We start from the raw sequence: 16326 nt of genomic DNA, 5'->3' as shown, positions 1-16326 counted from the left end.
AGAGATCCGTTCAGAAGGAGAAACATCATGGCCGACACCACCACCCACACCGTCCTGGAGAAGGAGAACCTCCGCCAGACCGTCGCCGACGTCCTCGACGTCGAGGTGGCGGAGCTCACCGACGAGGCCCACTTCGTCACCGACCTCGGTGTCGACTCCCTGATGGCCCTCGAAGTGATGGTCGTCCTGGAGAAGAAGTACGGCGTCAAGCTCGGCGAGTCCGAACTCAAGGAGGTCACCTGCCTGCAGAAGGCCTACGACCTGCTCGACGCCAAGCTGGCCGCCTGATGCCGCCGCGCGCCGCCAGTCCCGTACGTGCCGTTCCGCAGGTCTCGCCCGAGGCCTCCGACACGCTGCGCACCACCGTCCGGGTCGACGCGGACGAGCAGGTCTTCCCCGGCCACTACCCGGGCTTCCCCATCTTCCCGGGAGTCTGCGTCGTCGAGCAGGTCCGGCGCAGCGCGGTGGCCACCGCCCCCGCGCCCGGCGGCCGGGTCACCCTGGCGGCCATCGAGTCCACCCGGTTCCTCAGCCCGGTGTTCCCGGGGGACCGGCTGACCGTCGACCTCACGTGGCGGCGCCGGGGCACGCACTGGCGGTGCGACGCGGTCGCCAGTACCGGCCGGGGCCGCGCCGCGACGGTGCGCCTGCGTTTCGACGAGAGGAGCCCGCAGTGCTGACGACGACCGGGATCAAGCAGGTCCTGCCGCACCGCTACCCGATGCTGCTGGTGGACCGCGTGGTCGAACTGGTGCCGGAGGAGCGGCTGGTCGCACTCAAGGCCGTCACCTGCAACGAGCCCTGGTACCAGGGCCTTCCGGAGGACGCGGGTGACGAGGAGCACGGCTATCCGCAGACACTGCTCGTCGAGTCCTGGTGCCAGGCGGCCGGTGTGCTGGCCGCGTGGGACAAGCCCAATCCGGATGTGCTGTCGGGCCAGGTGATGCTCTTCGGCAGCATTTCCGACGTCGTCCTGCACCGCACGGTGCTCCCCGGCGAGGTGCTGGAGCACCGGGTGCGGCTGGTCCGCGCCCTCAGCGACACCGTGGTCTTCGAGGGCGAGTCGCTGTCCGGCGGCGAGACCGTCATGGAGGTGGGCCGGGTCGTCATGGCGATGCGCCCGGCCGAGGAGCTGACCGGTGCCCGGCCGCCGGCGTGAAGCAGACGTGAAGCAGAGGAGAGTCCAGATGTCAGACAGCACACGCAAGGTCGCCCTGGTCACTGGCGGCACTCGCGGCATCGGCCGTGCCACGGTACTGCGCCTGGCCCGCGACGGCCATGACGTCGCCTTCTGCTACGCCTCCCGTCCGGACAGCGCCGCGGAGGTGGAGAAGGAGGTCGCGGAGCTGGGCGTACGCGTCTACGCCCACCGGGCGGACGTGTCGGACCCCGACGCCGTACGCGCCCTGGTCGCCGAGACGGAGGAGCGGCTCGGCGTGATCGACACGGCCGTCACCTCCGCCGGCATCGTCCGCGACCAGGCCCTGTTGATGATGGCCGACGAGGACTGGCAGCAGGTGCTGCGGGTCAACCTGGACGGCACGTACCACGTATGCCGTTCCGTGGTCTTCGAGATGATGAAGCGCAAGAGCGGCTGCGTCATCAACATCTCATCCGTCGCCGGCGTCTACGGCCATGCCACGCAGACCAACTACTCCGCCTCGAAGGCGGGCATCATCGGCTTCACCAAGGCGCTGGCGAAGGAAGTCGGCCGGTACGGGATCCGCGCGAACGCGATCGCGCCCGGATTCATCGAGACCGACATGACGGCGGGCCTGTCCGACAAGGTCAGAGAGCAGGCGATACGCGGTATCCCGCTGCGCCGGCTCGACCGCCCCGAGGAGGTCGCGGACATGGTGTCGTACCTGGTCGGCGCCGAATACGTGACCGGGGCCGTCCTCCAGATCGACGGAGGCCTTGTTGTCTGAGACCGGGCCCGCCGCGCCCAGGACGCCCCGCCGCCAGGCGCCGCCCCGTTTCTACTTCTCCCTGCGCAGCCCGTACTCCTGGCTCGCCTACCGGGACATGCGGCGCAGCCACCCGGATGTCCTGGACGCCGTGGAATGGCGGCCGTTCTGGGAGCCCGACGCGGTGAGCGCCCGGGCCCTGGCCGAAGCCGGCGGGCACTTCCCGTACGTGGCGATGTCCCGCGAGAAGCATCTGTACATCCTTCAGGACGTCCGTCGGCTGACCCGGGAGCGGAAGCTGGAGATGACATGGCCGCTCGACCGCGAGCCCGTCTGGGAAGTACCGCACCTGGCCTGGATCGCGGCCCGTGACGAGCACCGCGGACGGGAGTTCGCCGACCTGGCCTACCGGGCGCGCTGGCAGGAGGGCCGCGACATCTGCGACCCCTCGGTCATCGGTCAGCTGGCCGTGGACCTCGGGCTGCCGCAGGAGCGGCTGGCCGGCGCGGCCAAGGACCCGCTGCTGCGCGCGCGGGGGGTGGCCGCGCTGCTCGACGTCTATCAGGACGGTGTCTTCGGGGTGCCGTTCTTCGTCGACCGGTACGACAAGTACTGGGGCGTGGACCGGGTTTCCGCGTTCGGCGAGGCCGTACGGGAGCGCCTGGACGGCGGAAAATGGAAGATCGGGAAAGCAAGCGTGCCCCTGGTGGTCGCGGATACGGTGATCCGGTCGGCTGACGGGGGTCACGCCGGCGGCTGCGGCTGACACCGGCATTCCGGCGGGCCGCAGGAACATGAGTCATGAGGGGGGCACCACATACAGAGCAACGGGAACCGGAACGGCAACGGCCCGCAGGAGGAATCCGCTGTCCGGACGGACACGGTGGACACGGTGGACGGGAACACGGGGAGGACCTCACCGTGTGGCCGCGGTTCGCTGCTGGGCGCGCTGACGGCGACGCTGGCGCTGCCGGCCGCACCGGTCTACGGCGCGATGCTCTCGTACCTCGTCTACCACCCCCCGCGGCGGCCCCACCACAAGCACCCGAGCGATGTCGGGCTGCCGGTGGAAGAGATCTCCGTCGCCCTGCCCGGCGGCAGGCGCAAGCTGCACGTCTGGCTCTGCCGCGGCGGCACGGACCGGGTCGTGGTCATCGGCCACGGCATCGGCCTCAGCAAGTCGGCGAGCCTGGCCCAGGCTGCCTTCCTGCACGAGGCCGGCTACACGGTGGCCCTGTTCGACCACCGCAACCACGGGCTGAGCGACGCGGACAAGGCTTTCTGGGGTCTGAGCGAGCGCCACACGGACGATGTCGTGTCCGTCGTGGATCACCTGCGGACGACTCCGGAGTACGCCGACGCGCGCTACGCGGTCTTCGGTTTCTCCTTCTCCACCTTCCCGTCCCTCTACCTGCTCAAGAGGGCCGATTGCCCGGTGGAGGCGATCGTCTGCGACAGCGGCCCCGCCCTGGAACTGCGCCCGCTGTTCCAGAACTTCCTGCGGGCCAAGGGACTTCCCGTGCCGGGCGCGCTGCGCTCCCGGCCCTCCTGGGCGCTGCTGACCGCGGTCTTCTCGCGCCTTGGTACGGCGATGCTGCAGGCGCAGTGGCCGCCGCCGGCCGAGGGCGCGTACCTGCGGACACCCGTGCTGATCCTGGCCGGCGAGGACGACAGCATCATCCCGGTCGACGGAGCGCGGGTGCTGGCCGCCCGCTATCCCGAGGCCGAGGTCGAGGTGCTCCCCGGAACCGAGCACCTGCAGGGCATGAAGACGGATCCGGACCGCTACCGGACCGCCGTGCTCGACTTCCTCAAGCGGGCGCTGGGATAGTGCCCGCCATGGGAATTCCGCAGGTATGGGGGGCCAGGCCCGAGGAACTGGCGGCGTCGTACCCGTGTGACGGCCTGCTGGGACCCTCCTCCGAGCCGTGGATGCGGGCAGTCACCGTACGGACGGACGCGCCGACCGTCTTCCGCTGGCTGTGCCAGCTGAAAGTGGCACCGTACAGCTACGACCTGCTGGACAACTTCGGCCGGCGCAGCCCCGTGGAACTCACCCCGGGCGCCGAGGTGCTGGAGACCGGCCAGCGGGTGATGACCATTTTCGAACTGGTGGAATTCGAGCAGGATCGTCGACTGACGCTCCTGCTGAACACACCCTGGGCGGTGCGGGCCTTCGGTGAATTCGCGCTCAGTTACACGCTGCTGCCCGAAGGGCCGGACAGCACCAGACTCGTCGTCAAAATGATGGTGGGCCGCCGACCCGGGGTGCTGGGCGCTGTCCGTATGCGCGCCATGGCCTGGGGCGACCTGCTGATGATGCGCCGTCAGCTGTATACCCTGCGCGATCTGGCCGAGGGGCGCGGAAAGCGGGTAAAGGGCCGAGCTGGCAGGTAACTGCCAGCTGGAACAGGCTGGTTGACCTTGATACGGGGCGCCGTGAAGGATTCGGACGGCAGTTCAGGCGCCCCATATCGAGAGGTCACAGTCACGTGGTGCAGCAGCTTGCGGGGCAGGACCCGGACGAGACGGTCGCGGATGCCACCCGGACCCCGGGCGGGCGGCGCTGGCTCGCGCTCGCGGTACTGGTGCTCGCCCAGCTGACGGTGTGGCTCGACAACACGATCCTCAACGTGGCGCTCAAGACCCTCGCGGATCCCGTCGAGGGCCTGGGGGCCACGACCAACGAGCTCCAGTGGAGCATCAGCTCCTACACGCTGATCTTCGCCGTCATGCTGTTCAGCGGCGGAGTCCTCGGCGACCGGTACGGCCATCGGCGGCTGCTGCTCATCGGCACCCTGATCTTCGCCGCCTCCTCGTTCTGGGCCGGTCTCTGCGACAGCCCGGCCGAGCTCATCACCGCGCGCGGCGCGATGGGTGTCGGCAGTGCGCTGATCATGCCGGCCACCCTTTCGTTGATCGCGGCCGTCTTCGACGCCCGGGAACGGGCGATGGCCATCGCGATCTGGTCCGGCTCCAGCGGACTGGCCATCGCCGCGGGTCCACTGGTCGGCGGCGCCCTGCTGGAACGCTTCTGGTGGGGCTCGGTCTTCCTGGTCAACGTGCCCCTGGCAGCCATTACGCTGGTCGGCGCGGTCCTGCTGCTGCCGGCCGCCAGGGACGCGAGCCGCACCAAGCTGGACCCGCTGGGCGTCCTGCTGTCCACCGCCGGCCTGCTCGCCCTCGTCTACGGACTGATCGAGGGCGGCCACCGCAACGAGTGGACGAGCCCCGGTGTCCTGGGACCGATCGCCGGCGGAATCCTGGTGCTGGCCGTGTTCGTGCTGGTCGAACTGCGGGTGACCACCCCGAGCCTCGACGTCCGGCTGTTCCGCAACGCCCGCTTCACCGGTGCGACGACCTCCGTGATGCTGACCTACTTCAGCCTGTCCGGGTCGATGTTCTACACCGCCTTCTACCTTCAGGGCGTACGGGGGCAGACGCCCTTCGAGGCCGGGCTCAACCTGTTGCCGGTGGCGGTCGGGGTGGTGCTGGGCGCTCCGCTCTCGGCGGCCCTGGTCCGCAGGCTCGGCCTGGGCGCGGTGGTGTGCGTGGCCATGGTGGTCGCCGCGCTCACCTTCCTCGCGTACATCCAGCTCGACGTGGAAACGGGCATGGCGTACTTCTGGCTGCTGATGCTGGTCCAGGGCGCGGCCCTGGGCGCCGCCATGGCACCCACCACCGAGGCGGTCATGGCGGTCCTGCCGGAGGACCGCACTGGCGCGGGCTCGGCCGTGAACAACTCCATGCGGCAGATCGGCGGGGTTCTGGGCGTCGCCATCCTGGATTCCCGTTCAAGGAGGCCATGCGGCTCTACCCGCCGGTCTACATGTTCTCCCGGCAGGCCACTGCGGACGTGGACGTGCTCGGATACCGCATCCCGGCCGGCGCGGCGGTCATCTTCAGCCCGTACACGCTCCACCGGCGCGCTGACTACTTCCCCCATCCGGAGCGCTTCGACCCCGACCGGTTCGCTCCGGACCGCGAGGAGAAGCTTCCGCGCCACGCCTATCTGCCGTTCGGCGCGGGCCACCGGGTCTGCATCGGGAACCACCACGCGCTGCTGGGCGGCCACGTGGCCCTCGCCACTCTCGCCGGCCAGGTGCGCCTGAGCGCCCTGCCGGGGCCCTCCCCGGTCGAGGAGCCCATGGTCACCCTGCGCCCGCAGGGCGGCCTGCGGATGAGGGTCGCCCGCCGCGAGCGCCCAGCCGGGGTGGCGCCGGCGCCGGACGGCGCCGCCTCTTCGCAGACGGCGGCGACCTGCCCGTACGGGCACGGGAACGCATGACCGAAGGGCCGGTGGAGTGCGCGGCACTCCACCGGCCCTGGCGGCGTAAACCCTCCGACCCGGGTTCTCAGCTCGTCCAGAAGTCCCACCAGCGGGTCAGGATCAGCATCCCGATGATCCCGGTGTGCAGCACGGGCAGCACCCAGGTGAACTCGCCGAAGAAGCCGCGCACCGCCGCCGGGGCCGGCAGCAGACCCTTGCGTACGGTGTGCGAGATCACGTACCAGAACATGACGATCGTCGCGACCCACGCCGAACAGCACCACAGGCAGAGCGAGTTGATCGTGTAGAGCGACTGGTACATCAGCCAGGTGCAGAACCCGACCCCGAAGAGGGCCCCGGCGTTCAGCCCCAGCCAGTACCAGCGCCGCAGCCGCGCCCCGGACAGCAGTGCCGCGCCGATCGCGATCAGCATGCCGTATGTCACCAGCCCCAGCATCGGGTTGGGGAACCCGAACACCGACGCCTGCTCACTCTTCATGATGTTGCCGCAGGAGACGACCGGGTTCAGGCTGCAGCCCGGAGTGAAGTCCGGGTCCTCCAGCAGCCTGAACTTGTCGAGCGTGATCACCCACGCCGCCAGCAGCCCGACCGCACCCGTGACCACCAGCATCCACCCGAACGCCCGGCCCGCGCCGACCGTCGTGCCGTGCCCGGCAGCCTCATCCCGGTGGAGGGAAACCTCGTCCTTCACGCGCGTCATCGTCATGGCGGCGACGTTACACGCCGAATCCTTTCGTCTCGGTTTTCCACGATTTCTTCCACCGGAACGAGGGAGGCCCCGGCGCCAGGTCAACACCCCTCGCGCCGGGGCCCCTTCGGGCTGTCCGTCAGGTACGGACCCGGCGCACCGGCACCAGGCAGTGGGCGCTCTTCGCCACCATCTCCTCCTCGCCGAGGAACGCCCGCAACTGCTCCTCGCCGACCGGCTTCCCCTGCACGGCCTCCGGCCACGGGCGCAGCGCGCAGATCAGGTAGGCCGTGCCGCTCTCGTGGGCGGCCTTCTCCCACTCCGGCGGCACGGGACACTGCACCTTCATGAAGGGAAGGTTGAGCACGGCCTGTTCGGCCTCCACCAGCAGGGTGACCGGGATCCGGGTCTCGCGGGACAGGTCCGTCACCTTGTCGCCGATCGACAGGCCGATCTTCTCCAACTCGGCACGCAGCGCCTCCGCCCCGGCCTCGGTCCCGTCGCGGCCGTCCCCGAGGGAGTACACCATCAGGAACGGCGTCACGGGGGTGCCGGCGTCGGACTCCGGCTCGCTGACCCACGGGATGACGGTGAGGGTGCCCAGGAGGGATTCCTGCTGGCCCGGCGTTGCGGCGGTGGAAGAAGTCATGCTGCCGGATGGTAGTGGCGTCCTTCCGGGTGTTCGGGCGCGTTTCCACCCGTTCGGCCCATACGTCGGGGTCATGATTCACCTGGCCGGGTAACGGATGCGGTGACGTCCTTACGAAACGGTTCGCGAGCGGGGTCGTTGTGCCCGGTGGGAGCCATGACGAGCAGGGAGCCCGATCGATGAGCGCCAGACCGCCGCTGTCCCGCCTCCTGCCGCGCCGCCGCGCCGTTGTGCGGGCGCTGTTCACGCTGACCGTCACCGCGTTCACCGGCGGGTCGCTCGCCCATGTCGCCGGCACCCCACGCGACAGGGCCGCGCGGGAGTCCACGGGAGGGTTCGACGAGACGTACCGGGGCCGCCGCATCCAGGGCCGCCCGGCGCCACCGGACGGCCGGCGGTTCGACGTACGCGTCGACGGCCGGCCCCTGCACCTGATGCGGTGCGCCGACGGCGGCTACCTCACCCTCGTCGACCACTACCAGTCGTACCCGACACCCCTCGCGGCCGCCCGCGCCGCCGTGGACGAGCTGGGCTCCGCCCAACTGGCCCCAGGAGCACACCATGGCAGCGTACGTCCGTAAGAACCAGCGCGACCTGACCGGCGCCGAGCGCAAGAGGTTCGTCGGCGCCGTGCTCGCCCTGAAGCGCAGCGGCCGGTACGACGACTTCGTCCGGACGCACATCAGGTACTACAGCGCGGACGGCGACGACGATCTGCGGGTCGCCCACATGGCGCCGTCCTTCCTGCCCTGGCACCGGCAGTACCTGCTGGAGTTCGAGCGGGCCCTCAGGAGCGTCGACCCGAGGGTGACCGTGCCCTACTGGGACTGGACCCGCGACAACACCCCGGCCGCCTCCCTGTGGGGCGAGGACTTCATGGGCGGCAACGGACGGCGCGGCGACCAGCAGGTGATGACCGGGCCCTTCGCGTACGCCAAGGGGAACTGGCCGATCACCGTCGGTGTGACGACAAGCCCCTTCCTGACCCGGAACTTCGGCAACCCGGCCAACCCCATCGGCCTGCCCACCAAGCAGGAGCTGGCCCGCGCCACCGCCGAGACCGTGTACGACTCCGCCCCGTGGGACTCCACCAGCCGCACCGGCTTCCGCAACGCGCTGGAGGGCTGGACCCGGGAGAGCGGCAACGGCCGCTGGCGCAACCACAATCGCGTCCACCGGTGGGTCGGCGGCCTGATGCTCGGCGGCGCGTCCGTCAACGACCCGGTCTTCTGGCTCCACCACTCCTTCATCGACCTGATCTGGTCGCGCTGGCAGCGCGAGCACCCCCGGGCCGGTTATCTGCCCGCCACACCGCCGCCACCCGGCTCGGCCCAGTACCGCCGGGTCGTCGCCCGGGACGAGCCGATGCCACCGTTCACGGTCACCCCCGCCGACGTGGCCGACCACCGGGGCATCTACCGCTACGCGTGAAACGGGTGCGCGGACAGCGCGGACACGGAACGGCCCCCCGGCCGGTGAGCCGGGGGGCCGTACGCGCGGCGGGGTTCAGCCGCCGTAGCCGTCCTTGTGGTCCTTCTTGTGCTGGATGTTCGCGCACTGGTTGCCGAACGCGGGGTTGAGCAGGCCGATGATGTCGATGGTGTTGCCGCACAGGTTGATCGGGATGTCGATCGGGACCTGGATCGCGTTGCCGGAGATGACACCGGGGGACTCGACAGCAGCGGCGTCGGCGTCGGCGCCGGCCATGGCCACGCCGGATCCGCTCAGGACGACAGCGCCTGTGCCGACGATGACGGCGGCAGCCTTCGCGATGCGAGACATCAAAATCTCCTTGTACGTGGAAATCCGACCGCGGACCTGCGGTCGTCACTCCCCTACAACGCCGCTTTTCAGGCCGGGTAACGGCCGCGCCACTCCAACAGCCGGTCGTGGCACAGGGTTCGCCCTTTTGGACGCGTACGGGAAAGGGGGGAGGTCGGAAAGGGGCGCGGATCAGTCCTTCGGCTGCGCCAGTCCGAGCGTGGAGTCCAGTGCCCCGGTCACGGTCGGCGCCAGGAAGCCGACCTGCGGCAGCTCCAGGCCCGGAAGGCCGAGCGACTCGGCGCGCGGCAAGGTGACCGGGGAGCCGAGGATCGCGCCCGGTGTGGTGGCCTGCACCTCCGAGGCGGGGGCCGCGATCAGTGCCCGGCCGGTCGGCTCGCCCTCCACGACGTTCGGCAGCGGCGCGCTGACCAGCGTTTCCGGGACCCCGGTCGTGAAGGGAAGCTGCGGCAGGTGGATCGGCTGGACCCGGCCCTCCCCGTGCCCGGTGAGCCCCATGGGCGCCCCTGGCAGGGGGATGGGGACACCGGTACGCAGCGTCGGCGTCTCCGTGGGGAGTACGGTTCCGAGACCGTGCAGCGGCACGTCCACGGGTGCAACGGGTACGGCGGCGGCTGCCGCCGCGGGCGACGCCATCGCCGCTGATGCGAGGCAGGTGACGACAAACCCCATGCCGGCCTGAGATTTCAGGTTCATTGCTGCGTACGCCTTCCCGGGCTTTGTGAGTACGGTGCTGCCTCAAAGAACGAGCACGCGCCGACAAACGCGTCAGAATTCGCCTGATTGCAGCAATGCCATCGGCCGGGTGGCGCCCGGGTACGCCGAAAGGCCGACGGAAACGTCTCGTTTCCCGTCGGCCCCGGCAGCAGTACGTACGATTTACTGGGCGTATTACTCGGCGTCTTACTTGCCCAGCGGGGGCAGCCCACCCAGGAGCGGCTTCGCGGTGTCCTTCGCGGGCTCCAGCGCACCGGCGGTGCCCTGCACCTTCTCGACCGCCTGGCCGTCGGTCACCTTGCCCACGGCGTCGGCGGGAACCGCCTCGGTGAGACCCTTCTTGCCCAGGGCCTCGACTCCTCCGTTGAGGCTGGAGGGGGTGAGGCTGTCGACGGCGAAGGCCGGGGCGGCCGCGCCCAGAGCCATCACGGAACCGGCGACGACCGCAGCAACCTTGGTGGGCTTCATTGGAGTGAGTCCTTCCTGGAATGGCGTCTGTTCGCTGCAACTCACGCACATCACAGGCCACTTGAGATCACCTGTGCAGCGCTCTGTCTTCTGTAACGAGCCCTCCGCGTGGGGGAAACTCCGCGAGCCGTGAATTCTCGGCACTGCACCCGAATGATGTGAATCGGTCCTATTCTCCGATCAACGTGAGAAGGGACGGCCGGCGGCCGTGTCGGCTCAGCGGGAGAGGCAGAGGCTGAGGCGGCACGGCCGTCGGGGCGGGACGGGGCCTAGAGGCTGGTGGCCGGGAGGGTGGTCATGCCCGTGGCCGGCGTACCGGTCATCTTGGCGACGTCGCGCATGATGGTGTCGACAAGCGTCTTGGTCGCTGCCTGGACCTGGGACGCCGAGGTGACTGCCTGGCCCTTCGCCGCGGCGTTGACCAGGTCGTCGATCGCCTTGTCCATGGCGGCCATGGCCTTGTCCATGTCCGCGTCCATCGTATCGGTGACGTTCGTGGAGCCGGTGGAGCCGGTGGAGCCGGTGGTGTCGGTGGTGTCCATGGAGATGTCGTCGGCCGCCGTCATCCCGCTGTCGGCGGGGGCGGTGTTCTTTTGCTCCACCGCCTTCTTCAGGGCTTCGATGGCGGCGGTGAGGTCCTTCATCTGCTGGCTCATGTCCGTGGCGGGCAGCGTCTGGGCGCTGCTCGTGCCCGATACGGTGCCGAGAACGGAGTCCAGCACGCTGCCGATCGAGCCGAGGATGTCACCGATGTCCTCGGGCGCCCGGACCTGCTGCTTGGCTGCTTGGTGGGTGGAGTGGGCGAGGGCGGGTCCCGCCGTACCGAGCGTGAGCGCGGCACAGAGCGCGGTGACCGCCACACGGCGGGGTGTCAGGAGACGCATGCCTTGTCCTTCCAGTGATGCGTCGAGAACGTGACATCACCGTGAGTCCGCTCATTGCGGCCCGCAAACGCATACGTGACGACATGGGAATGGGCCCGTCGGGTGAATCGGGCCGCCTGACCTGCCGGGAAAAGGGCCGGTCGCGCCGCCCCCGGGCGACGGCGGCGCGCCGCCGATAGGGTGGCCCGCCCTCTTGCGTACATGCGAAAAGTGCGCCACCCCCCGCGAGGATGGCGCACCGCTTTCGCGCCGGCTGTGCGCGTGGCGGCCTGCGTCAGTCGTTGACGCAGACGTTGCCGAAGGTGGGGTTCAGTGCGCCGATGATGTCGATGGTGTTGCCACACAGGTTGATCGGGATGTGGATCGGAACCTGGATCACGTTGCCGGAGATGACACCGGGGGACTTCACGGCCGCGGCCTCCGCGTCGGCGTCGGCGTGCGCGACGCCGGTGGCACCGGCAACGGACGCGGCGACGGCGGAGGTCAGGACGGCTGCCTTCGCGATACGGGACATGGTGACGAGCTCCTAGTTTGGTGAGGCACAGCGGCCGACGTGGCCGGCTACACCAACAACGCCCCAGCATTTCGCCGGTTGCGCGACCGAATGGGTGACGCGTCCGCCGGAGCGCTCGCGCGCGACACGCCACACCGGGAACGCGACGTGAAAATAAGGAAGTTGCTCCGGCGGTGTTTCATATGCTTCTGGTCGTGTTTGTTGAGTTATAACGTTCCTCTCGCCGGTCCTCATTCGTCAAAGCGGAGAACCACCAGGGGGAATTCAGAGGTCTGACATTCGCCCGCGCGCCGGAAAGCGCCGACCCCTCACTGCCACCAGCTTCGTAGAAAGGGTCACGCGTGCGTCCTCCACTCACCGCATTGCATGTTGTCCAGCCGGGTGACGGCGGGGTGGCCCGCGTGGTCACCGACGTGGTCGGCGCGCAGGTGGACCTGGGGATGCGGGTGTACGTCGCCTGCCCGCCCGGTACACCGCTGGCGATGGCGGCCGGCGCGCGGGGCGCCGAGGTGCTCCCGTGGCGGGCCGGCCGGGAACCGGGCCCGCGGCTGGTGGCGGAGAGCCGCCGGATCGCAGACCTCGTCGGCCTCGTACGCCCCGACCTGGTGCACGCGCACAGCGCGAAGGCCGGGCTGGCCGCCCGGATCGCCGTACGGGGCCGCGTGCCCACCGTCTACCAGCCGCACGCCTGGTCGTTCGAGGCGGCCGACGGGGTCACCGGCGCGCTCGCCAGGCGCTGGGAACGCTGGGCCGCCCGCTGGACCGACCGGGTCATCTGCGTCAGCGAGGCGGAACGGCGGCGCGGTGAGTACGCGGGCGTACGGGCGTCCTGGTCGGTCGTCCACAACGGCGTCGACACCGCCCGGTTCACCACCGGACCGGACCGGGCGGCCGCCCGCGCCGCGCTCGGGCTGCCCGCCTCGGCACCGCTCGTGGTGTGCGTGGGGCGGCTGTGCCGCCAGAAGGGCCAGGACACGCTCCTGGAGGCGTGGCCCGCCGTCCTCGACCGCGTACCGCACGCGCGGCTCGTCCTCGTCGGTGACGGCCCCACGTCCGAGGCGCTGCGCGCCACCGCCCACCGGCTGGGCGCGCCCGGGTCGGTCACGTTCGCCGGGGCCGTGGCCGACCCGGCGCCCTGGTACCGGGCCGCCGACCTCGTCGTGCAGCCGTCCCGGTGGGAAGGGATGGCCCTCGCGCCCCTGGAGGCCATGGCGGCCGGCCGCCCCGTCCTCGTCACCGACGTGGACGGCGCCCGCGAGAGCCTGCCGCCGGGCCAGGAGACGCACTGCCTGGTCCGCCCCAGTGACCCCGCCGCCCTCGGCGCCGCCCTGGCCGTGCTGCTCCAGCGGCCCGTCCTGCGGGAGGCCCTCGGCCGCCAGGCCCAGCGGCACGTACTCCGGCGATTCGACGTGCGGCGCGCGGGCGTGGCCATCGCGGACGTGTACCGCGAGGTGACCGCCGCACCACGCCCCGAGCTCAGGGAGCCGATCTCCCAGTGACCACGGAAAGCACCAGCCCGGCCACCACGGTCGTCCCGCCGCGCGGGAGGGCCGACCGGGTGGCCCTGCCGCCGAGCCGCCCGGTGCCCGCGCCGCCCTTCGTCTCCTCCCTGGTCGCCGCCGACTGCGCCGCCGTCCTCCTCGCCGCGCTCACGCTCGACCACGAGCAGCGCGGCGCCGCCCTGCTGATGCAGCTCACCGCCTGCCTGGCCGCGCTCAACGCGTACGCCGGCCTCTACCGCCCCGGTGCCATCGCCTCCGTACTCGACGAACTGCCCACCCTCGCGGGACGCGCCGCGATCGCCTGGTGCGCGGCCGCCGCGCTGCTCGCCGCGCAGTCCCCACGGGGCGCCATCGGCCCGGCGGCGCTGGCCGCCGCGTACGCCGTCCACCTCGCCTTCGTGTGCGGCTGCCGCGCCGTCCTGCACCACCGGCGCCGCACCGCCGCCCGCGCCCACCCGAGCTCCGCGCTCGTCATCGGCACCGCGCCCGCCGCGCGGCGACTGGCCGGCGTCCTCGCCAGGCATCCGGAGTACGGCATGCGGCCGGTCGGCATCGTCGCCACCCAGCGGCCGGAGCCCGCCGAATCGTCACTGCCGGTGCTGACGACCCCCGAGGAGATCCACCGGGCCGTCATCCAGAACAGCGTGCGCGACGCGGTGTTCGCCGGCGGCGCCGAAGCCGGCGGCGCCGAACATGCCGACCTCGTCGCGCTGCTGCGCCACTACGGCTGCGCCATCCGGCTCGTCGGAGACACCGGCGGTGGCCGGACGCCGATGAGCCAGCACCTGTGGGGCCACGCGTGCCGGCGCCTGGACCCGCCGCCCGCGCACCGGGGCCGGCTGCCCAAACGGGCCCTCGACATCACGGTCGCCGGGCTCATGCTCGCCGCCCTCTCCCCGCTCCTGCTTTTGTGCGCGGCCGTGATCCGGTTGTCCGACGGGCCCGGGGTGATCTTCCGTCAGGAGCGCGTCGGCCAGGACGGCCGGCTGTTCACGCTGCTGAAGTTCCGTACGCTGCGCCCCGCCGACGACGAGGAGGCCGCGACCCGCTGGAGCGTCGCCCACGACGAGCGGATGAGCGTCGTCGGAACGTTCCTGCGCCGTACGTCGCTCGACGAGCTGCCGCAGCTGTGGAACGTGCTGCGCGGCGACATGAGCCTGGTCGGCCCGCGCCCGGAACGCCCCTACTTCGTCGCCAAGTTCAGTCGCCTGCACCCCGGTTACGCGGCGCGGCACCGGATGCCGGTCGGGCTGACCGGGCTCGCCCAGGTGCACGGGCTGCGCGGCGACACCTCCATCGAGGACCGGTGCCGCTTCGACAACCACTACATCGACCACTGGTCGCTCTGGCAGGACGTGTGCATCCTGCTGCGTACGGCGGCCTCGCTGATCCGCCCGGCGGGCAGCTGATGCCGCTTCGCCTGCCGCCGCTTCGCCTGCTGCCGCTGCTCGCGGTGGTCGCGCTGCTCGCCGTCCCGCCACCGCACGGCGCCTCCGGTACCGGCACGGTGGCGGACGCGGCGTCCGCCGTGCTCGTCGTCTTCTGCGCCGTACGCCTGGTACGGGACCGGGCGCGGCCGCTGACACCGACGGCGGCCGTCGTGCTGGGTCTGCCCGTGCTGGGCGTCTGTACGGCGGCCGTCGCGTCCCACGACCCGGCGGCGAGCCTCCCGGGCGTGGCGCGTTACCTCCAGGTCTTCGTCCTCGTACCGGCCGCCGTGGTGCTGCTGGTGCGCGACCGGCGGGACTTCGCGGTGGTCGCCTGGGCGGTGATCGGCCTCGCCCTGGTGCAGGGGGCGGTCGGCGTCGTGCAGTACCTCACCGGGACGGGCGCGTCGTACATGGGGGAGGACGTCCGGGCGGTGGGGACGTTCGGGGCCGGCGATGTGATGGGCATGGCGACGGTCGTCGCGTACGGGATCGTCGCGGCCGCCGGGATCGCGCTCGGTTCACCGGGGCGGGGGCGGGCCAGGACATGGGCGCTGGTGTGCGGCGGGCTGCTGCTCGTGCCGCTGGTGGTGTCGTTCAGCCGCGGCGCCTGGATCGCGACGGTGCTGGCGTGCGGGCTGCTGCTGGTGCTGTGCGGGGTGCGGCGGGCGGTGCGGGCGGGACTGGCGGCGGGCGCGCTGGGCGTGGTGCTGGTGGCGGGGCTGGGCATCGGCTCGCAACTCGTCCAGGAGCGGGTCGCGAGCATCACGCAGGTCACCGCGGCTCCCGACCGGTCGGTGACCGACCGGTACACCATGTGGGCCGCGGCGGCCGGGATGTGGCGCACCGAACCCCTCACGGGCGTCGGGCTCAAGGGCTTCCCCCACTACCGGGACAGCCACGCCTCACTCGCCCTGTCGTCGGGCAGCGACACGGCGGGCGCGGGGCGGGGCTTCGAGCGGCAGCCCCTGTTGTCGCCGCACAACATGTACCTGCTGGTGCTGGGGGAACAGGGCCTGCTCGGCCTCTTGACGCTCGCGGGCAGCTGGCTCGCCCTGCTGGTGTGCGCCCTGCGGCGACTGCCGGAGGCCCGCCGGGACGGCCTGGACTGCGCCTTGGTCGCGGTGGGCCTGCTGGTGTGGCAGCTCGTCGACTTCGTGTACGCGGACATCGGCGGCCCGGCCACCGTCCTGACGGCCCTGGCCCTCGGCCTCGCCGCCTGGTGGGCCCTGGCCCCGTGGTCCCCGTGGTCCCCGTCGGACGCCGCCCCGCGTCCCGTCGGCCCACGGGGCGGCCCGTGCCCCGTTCCGCGCGGCGCGGCGACCGGGCGGGCCGGGGGCGCCGGCCAGGGCGCGGGCGTGTGTGCGGGTACGGACGCGGGCGGGGTACGGCCCGGCAGGGGTGGCGCCGGCTCGGACGCCGTCCGGGGCGGCGCGCGGGAGCCGGGCGTCCAGGCCCCGGCACGTGGCGCCGTCCAGCGAGGTGCCGTCCCCGGCC

20 protein-coding genes and 1 pseudogene are annotated in these 16326 nt (G+C 71.4%); 14 read left to right on the top strand and 7 right to left on the bottom strand.

Annotated elements, in window-relative coordinates:
- Positions 1-27: 27 nt before the first annotated feature.
- The 9 genes from BKD26_RS13725 to BKD26_RS41275 all read left to right on the top strand — a co-directional run bounded on the left by BKD26_RS13725 (position 28) and on the right by BKD26_RS41275 (position 6195).
- Positions 28-288 (top strand): acyl carrier protein, encoded by a 261-nt coding sequence (locus BKD26_RS13725; protein WP_084898116.1) that lies wholly within the window; start codon positions 28-30, stop codon positions 286-288.
- Positions 288-680 carry a hypothetical protein gene (locus BKD26_RS13720; protein WP_084898115.1) on the top strand — a complete coding sequence of 131 codons (393 nt, stop codon included), beginning with the start codon at positions 288-290 and terminating at the stop codon, positions 678-680. The genes BKD26_RS13725 and BKD26_RS13720 overlap by 1 nt, the downstream gene beginning before the upstream one ends.
- On the top strand, positions 674-1159 hold the full coding sequence (locus BKD26_RS13715) for a beta-hydroxyacyl-ACP dehydratase (protein WP_084898114.1): 486 nt from the start codon (positions 674-676) through the stop codon (positions 1157-1159). Before BKD26_RS13720 ends, BKD26_RS13715 begins: the two co-directional genes overlap by 7 nt.
- A 28-nt stretch (positions 1160-1187) precedes the next feature.
- Positions 1188-1928: a 3-oxoacyl-[acyl-carrier-protein] reductase gene (gene fabG / locus BKD26_RS13710; RefSeq protein ID WP_084898113.1), complete on the top strand. Its 741-nt coding sequence runs from the start codon at positions 1188-1190 to the stop codon at positions 1926-1928.
- Positions 1921-2673 carry a DsbA family protein gene (locus tag BKD26_RS13705; protein ID WP_084898112.1) on the top strand — a complete coding sequence of 251 codons (753 nt, stop codon included), beginning with the start codon at positions 1921-1923 and terminating at the stop codon, positions 2671-2673. Before fabG ends, BKD26_RS13705 begins: the two co-directional genes overlap by 8 nt.
- Positions 2674-2799: 126 nt before the next feature.
- Complete coding sequence (locus tag BKD26_RS13700) at positions 2800-3738, top strand: alpha/beta fold hydrolase (protein ID WP_241518634.1); 939 nt, start codon at positions 2800-2802, stop codon at positions 3736-3738.
- Positions 3739-3746: 8 nt separating this feature from the next.
- Positions 3747-4304 (top strand): hypothetical protein, encoded by a 558-nt coding sequence (locus BKD26_RS13695; RefSeq protein WP_241518633.1) that lies wholly within the window; start codon positions 3747-3749, stop codon positions 4302-4304.
- Between the two features lie 98 nt (positions 4305-4402).
- On the top strand, positions 4403-6019 hold the full coding sequence (locus BKD26_RS13690) for a DHA2 family efflux MFS transporter permease subunit (RefSeq protein ID WP_241518632.1): 1617 nt from the start codon (positions 4403-4405) through the stop codon (positions 6017-6019).
- Positions 5983-6195 (top strand): cytochrome P450, encoded by a 213-nt coding sequence (locus tag BKD26_RS41275; RefSeq protein WP_241518631.1) that lies wholly within the window; start codon positions 5983-5985, stop codon positions 6193-6195. Before BKD26_RS13690 ends, BKD26_RS41275 begins: the two co-directional genes overlap by 37 nt.
- 67 nt (positions 6196-6262) lie before the next feature.
- On the opposite strand, the gene BKD26_RS13680 is transcribed toward BKD26_RS41275, so the two are convergent.
- Positions 6263-6898, bottom strand: coding sequence for a vitamin K epoxide reductase family protein (locus BKD26_RS13680; protein WP_107417870.1), 636 nt, complete (start codon positions 6896-6898; stop codon positions 6263-6265).
- Between the two features lie 127 nt (positions 6899-7025).
- Positions 7026-7535, bottom strand: a complete 510-nt coding sequence (locus tag BKD26_RS13675; protein WP_084898109.1) for a DUF5949 family protein — start codon at positions 7533-7535, stop codon at positions 7026-7028.
- Positions 7536-7714: 179 nt separating this feature from the next.
- Between BKD26_RS13675 and BKD26_RS13670 the strand changes: the two genes are divergently transcribed.
- On the top strand, positions 7715-8116 hold the full coding sequence (locus BKD26_RS13670) for a tyrosinase family oxidase copper chaperone (protein WP_084898108.1): 402 nt from the start codon (positions 7715-7717) through the stop codon (positions 8114-8116).
- The gene (locus tag BKD26_RS13665; RefSeq protein WP_084898107.1) at positions 8097-8966 is read left to right on the top strand and encodes a tyrosinase family protein; all 870 of its coding nucleotides are present in this window, start codon (positions 8097-8099) and stop codon (positions 8964-8966) included. The genes BKD26_RS13670 and BKD26_RS13665 overlap by 20 nt, the downstream gene beginning before the upstream one ends.
- 75 nt (positions 8967-9041) lie before the next feature.
- Here the strand turns inward: BKD26_RS13665 and BKD26_RS13660 are convergent, their stop codons facing one another.
- The 5 genes from BKD26_RS13660 to BKD26_RS13640 all read right to left on the bottom strand — a co-directional run bounded on the left by BKD26_RS13660 (position 9042) and on the right by BKD26_RS13640 (position 11900).
- The gene (locus tag BKD26_RS13660; protein ID WP_084898106.1) at positions 9042-9317 is read right to left on the bottom strand and encodes a chaplin; all 276 of its coding nucleotides are present in this window, start codon (positions 9315-9317) and stop codon (positions 9042-9044) included.
- Positions 9318-9488: 171 nt separating this feature from the next.
- Positions 9489-10013, bottom strand: coding sequence for a hypothetical protein (locus BKD26_RS13655; RefSeq protein WP_084898105.1), 525 nt, complete (start codon positions 10011-10013; stop codon positions 9489-9491).
- 207 nt (positions 10014-10220) lie between these two features.
- Positions 10221-10502 (bottom strand): hypothetical protein, encoded by a 282-nt coding sequence (locus BKD26_RS13650; RefSeq protein ID WP_084898104.1) that lies wholly within the window; start codon positions 10500-10502, stop codon positions 10221-10223.
- Between the two features lie 269 nt (positions 10503-10771).
- Positions 10772-11386, bottom strand: coding sequence for a hypothetical protein (locus BKD26_RS13645; RefSeq protein ID WP_084898103.1), 615 nt, complete (start codon positions 11384-11386; stop codon positions 10772-10774).
- 274 nt (positions 11387-11660) lie between these two features.
- Positions 11661-11900, bottom strand: a complete 240-nt coding sequence (locus tag BKD26_RS13640) for a chaplin (RefSeq protein ID WP_084898102.1) — start codon at positions 11898-11900, stop codon at positions 11661-11663.
- Positions 11901-12241: 341 nt separating this feature from the next.
- Here BKD26_RS13640 and BKD26_RS13635 point away from each other — a divergent pair, with 341 nt between their 5' ends.
- The 3 genes and pseudogenes from BKD26_RS13635 to BKD26_RS13625 all read left to right on the top strand — a co-directional run.
- On the top strand, positions 12242-13399 hold the full coding sequence (locus BKD26_RS13635) for a glycosyltransferase (RefSeq protein WP_084898101.1): 1158 nt from the start codon (positions 12242-12244) through the stop codon (positions 13397-13399).
- The gene (locus BKD26_RS13630) at positions 13396-14811 is read left to right on the top strand and encodes an exopolysaccharide biosynthesis polyprenyl glycosylphosphotransferase (RefSeq protein ID WP_084898100.1); all 1416 of its coding nucleotides are present in this window, start codon (positions 13396-13398) and stop codon (positions 14809-14811) included. The genes BKD26_RS13635 and BKD26_RS13630 overlap by 4 nt, the downstream gene beginning before the upstream one ends.
- Positions 14811-16064, top strand: a pseudogene (locus BKD26_RS13625) (O-antigen ligase family protein); the annotation flags it as partial. The gene BKD26_RS13630 and the pseudogene BKD26_RS13625, both read left to right, overlap by 1 nt.
- Positions 16065-16326 lie beyond the last annotated feature (262 nt).

Source organism: Streptomyces sp. CB03238, from assembly GCF_002099185.1.
Taxonomy (GTDB): Bacteria; Actinomycetota; Actinomycetes; order Streptomycetales; family Streptomycetaceae; genus Streptomyces.
The sequence above is the reverse complement of the archived record's forward strand: the minus strand, read 5'-3'. Positions and strand labels throughout refer to the sequence as shown.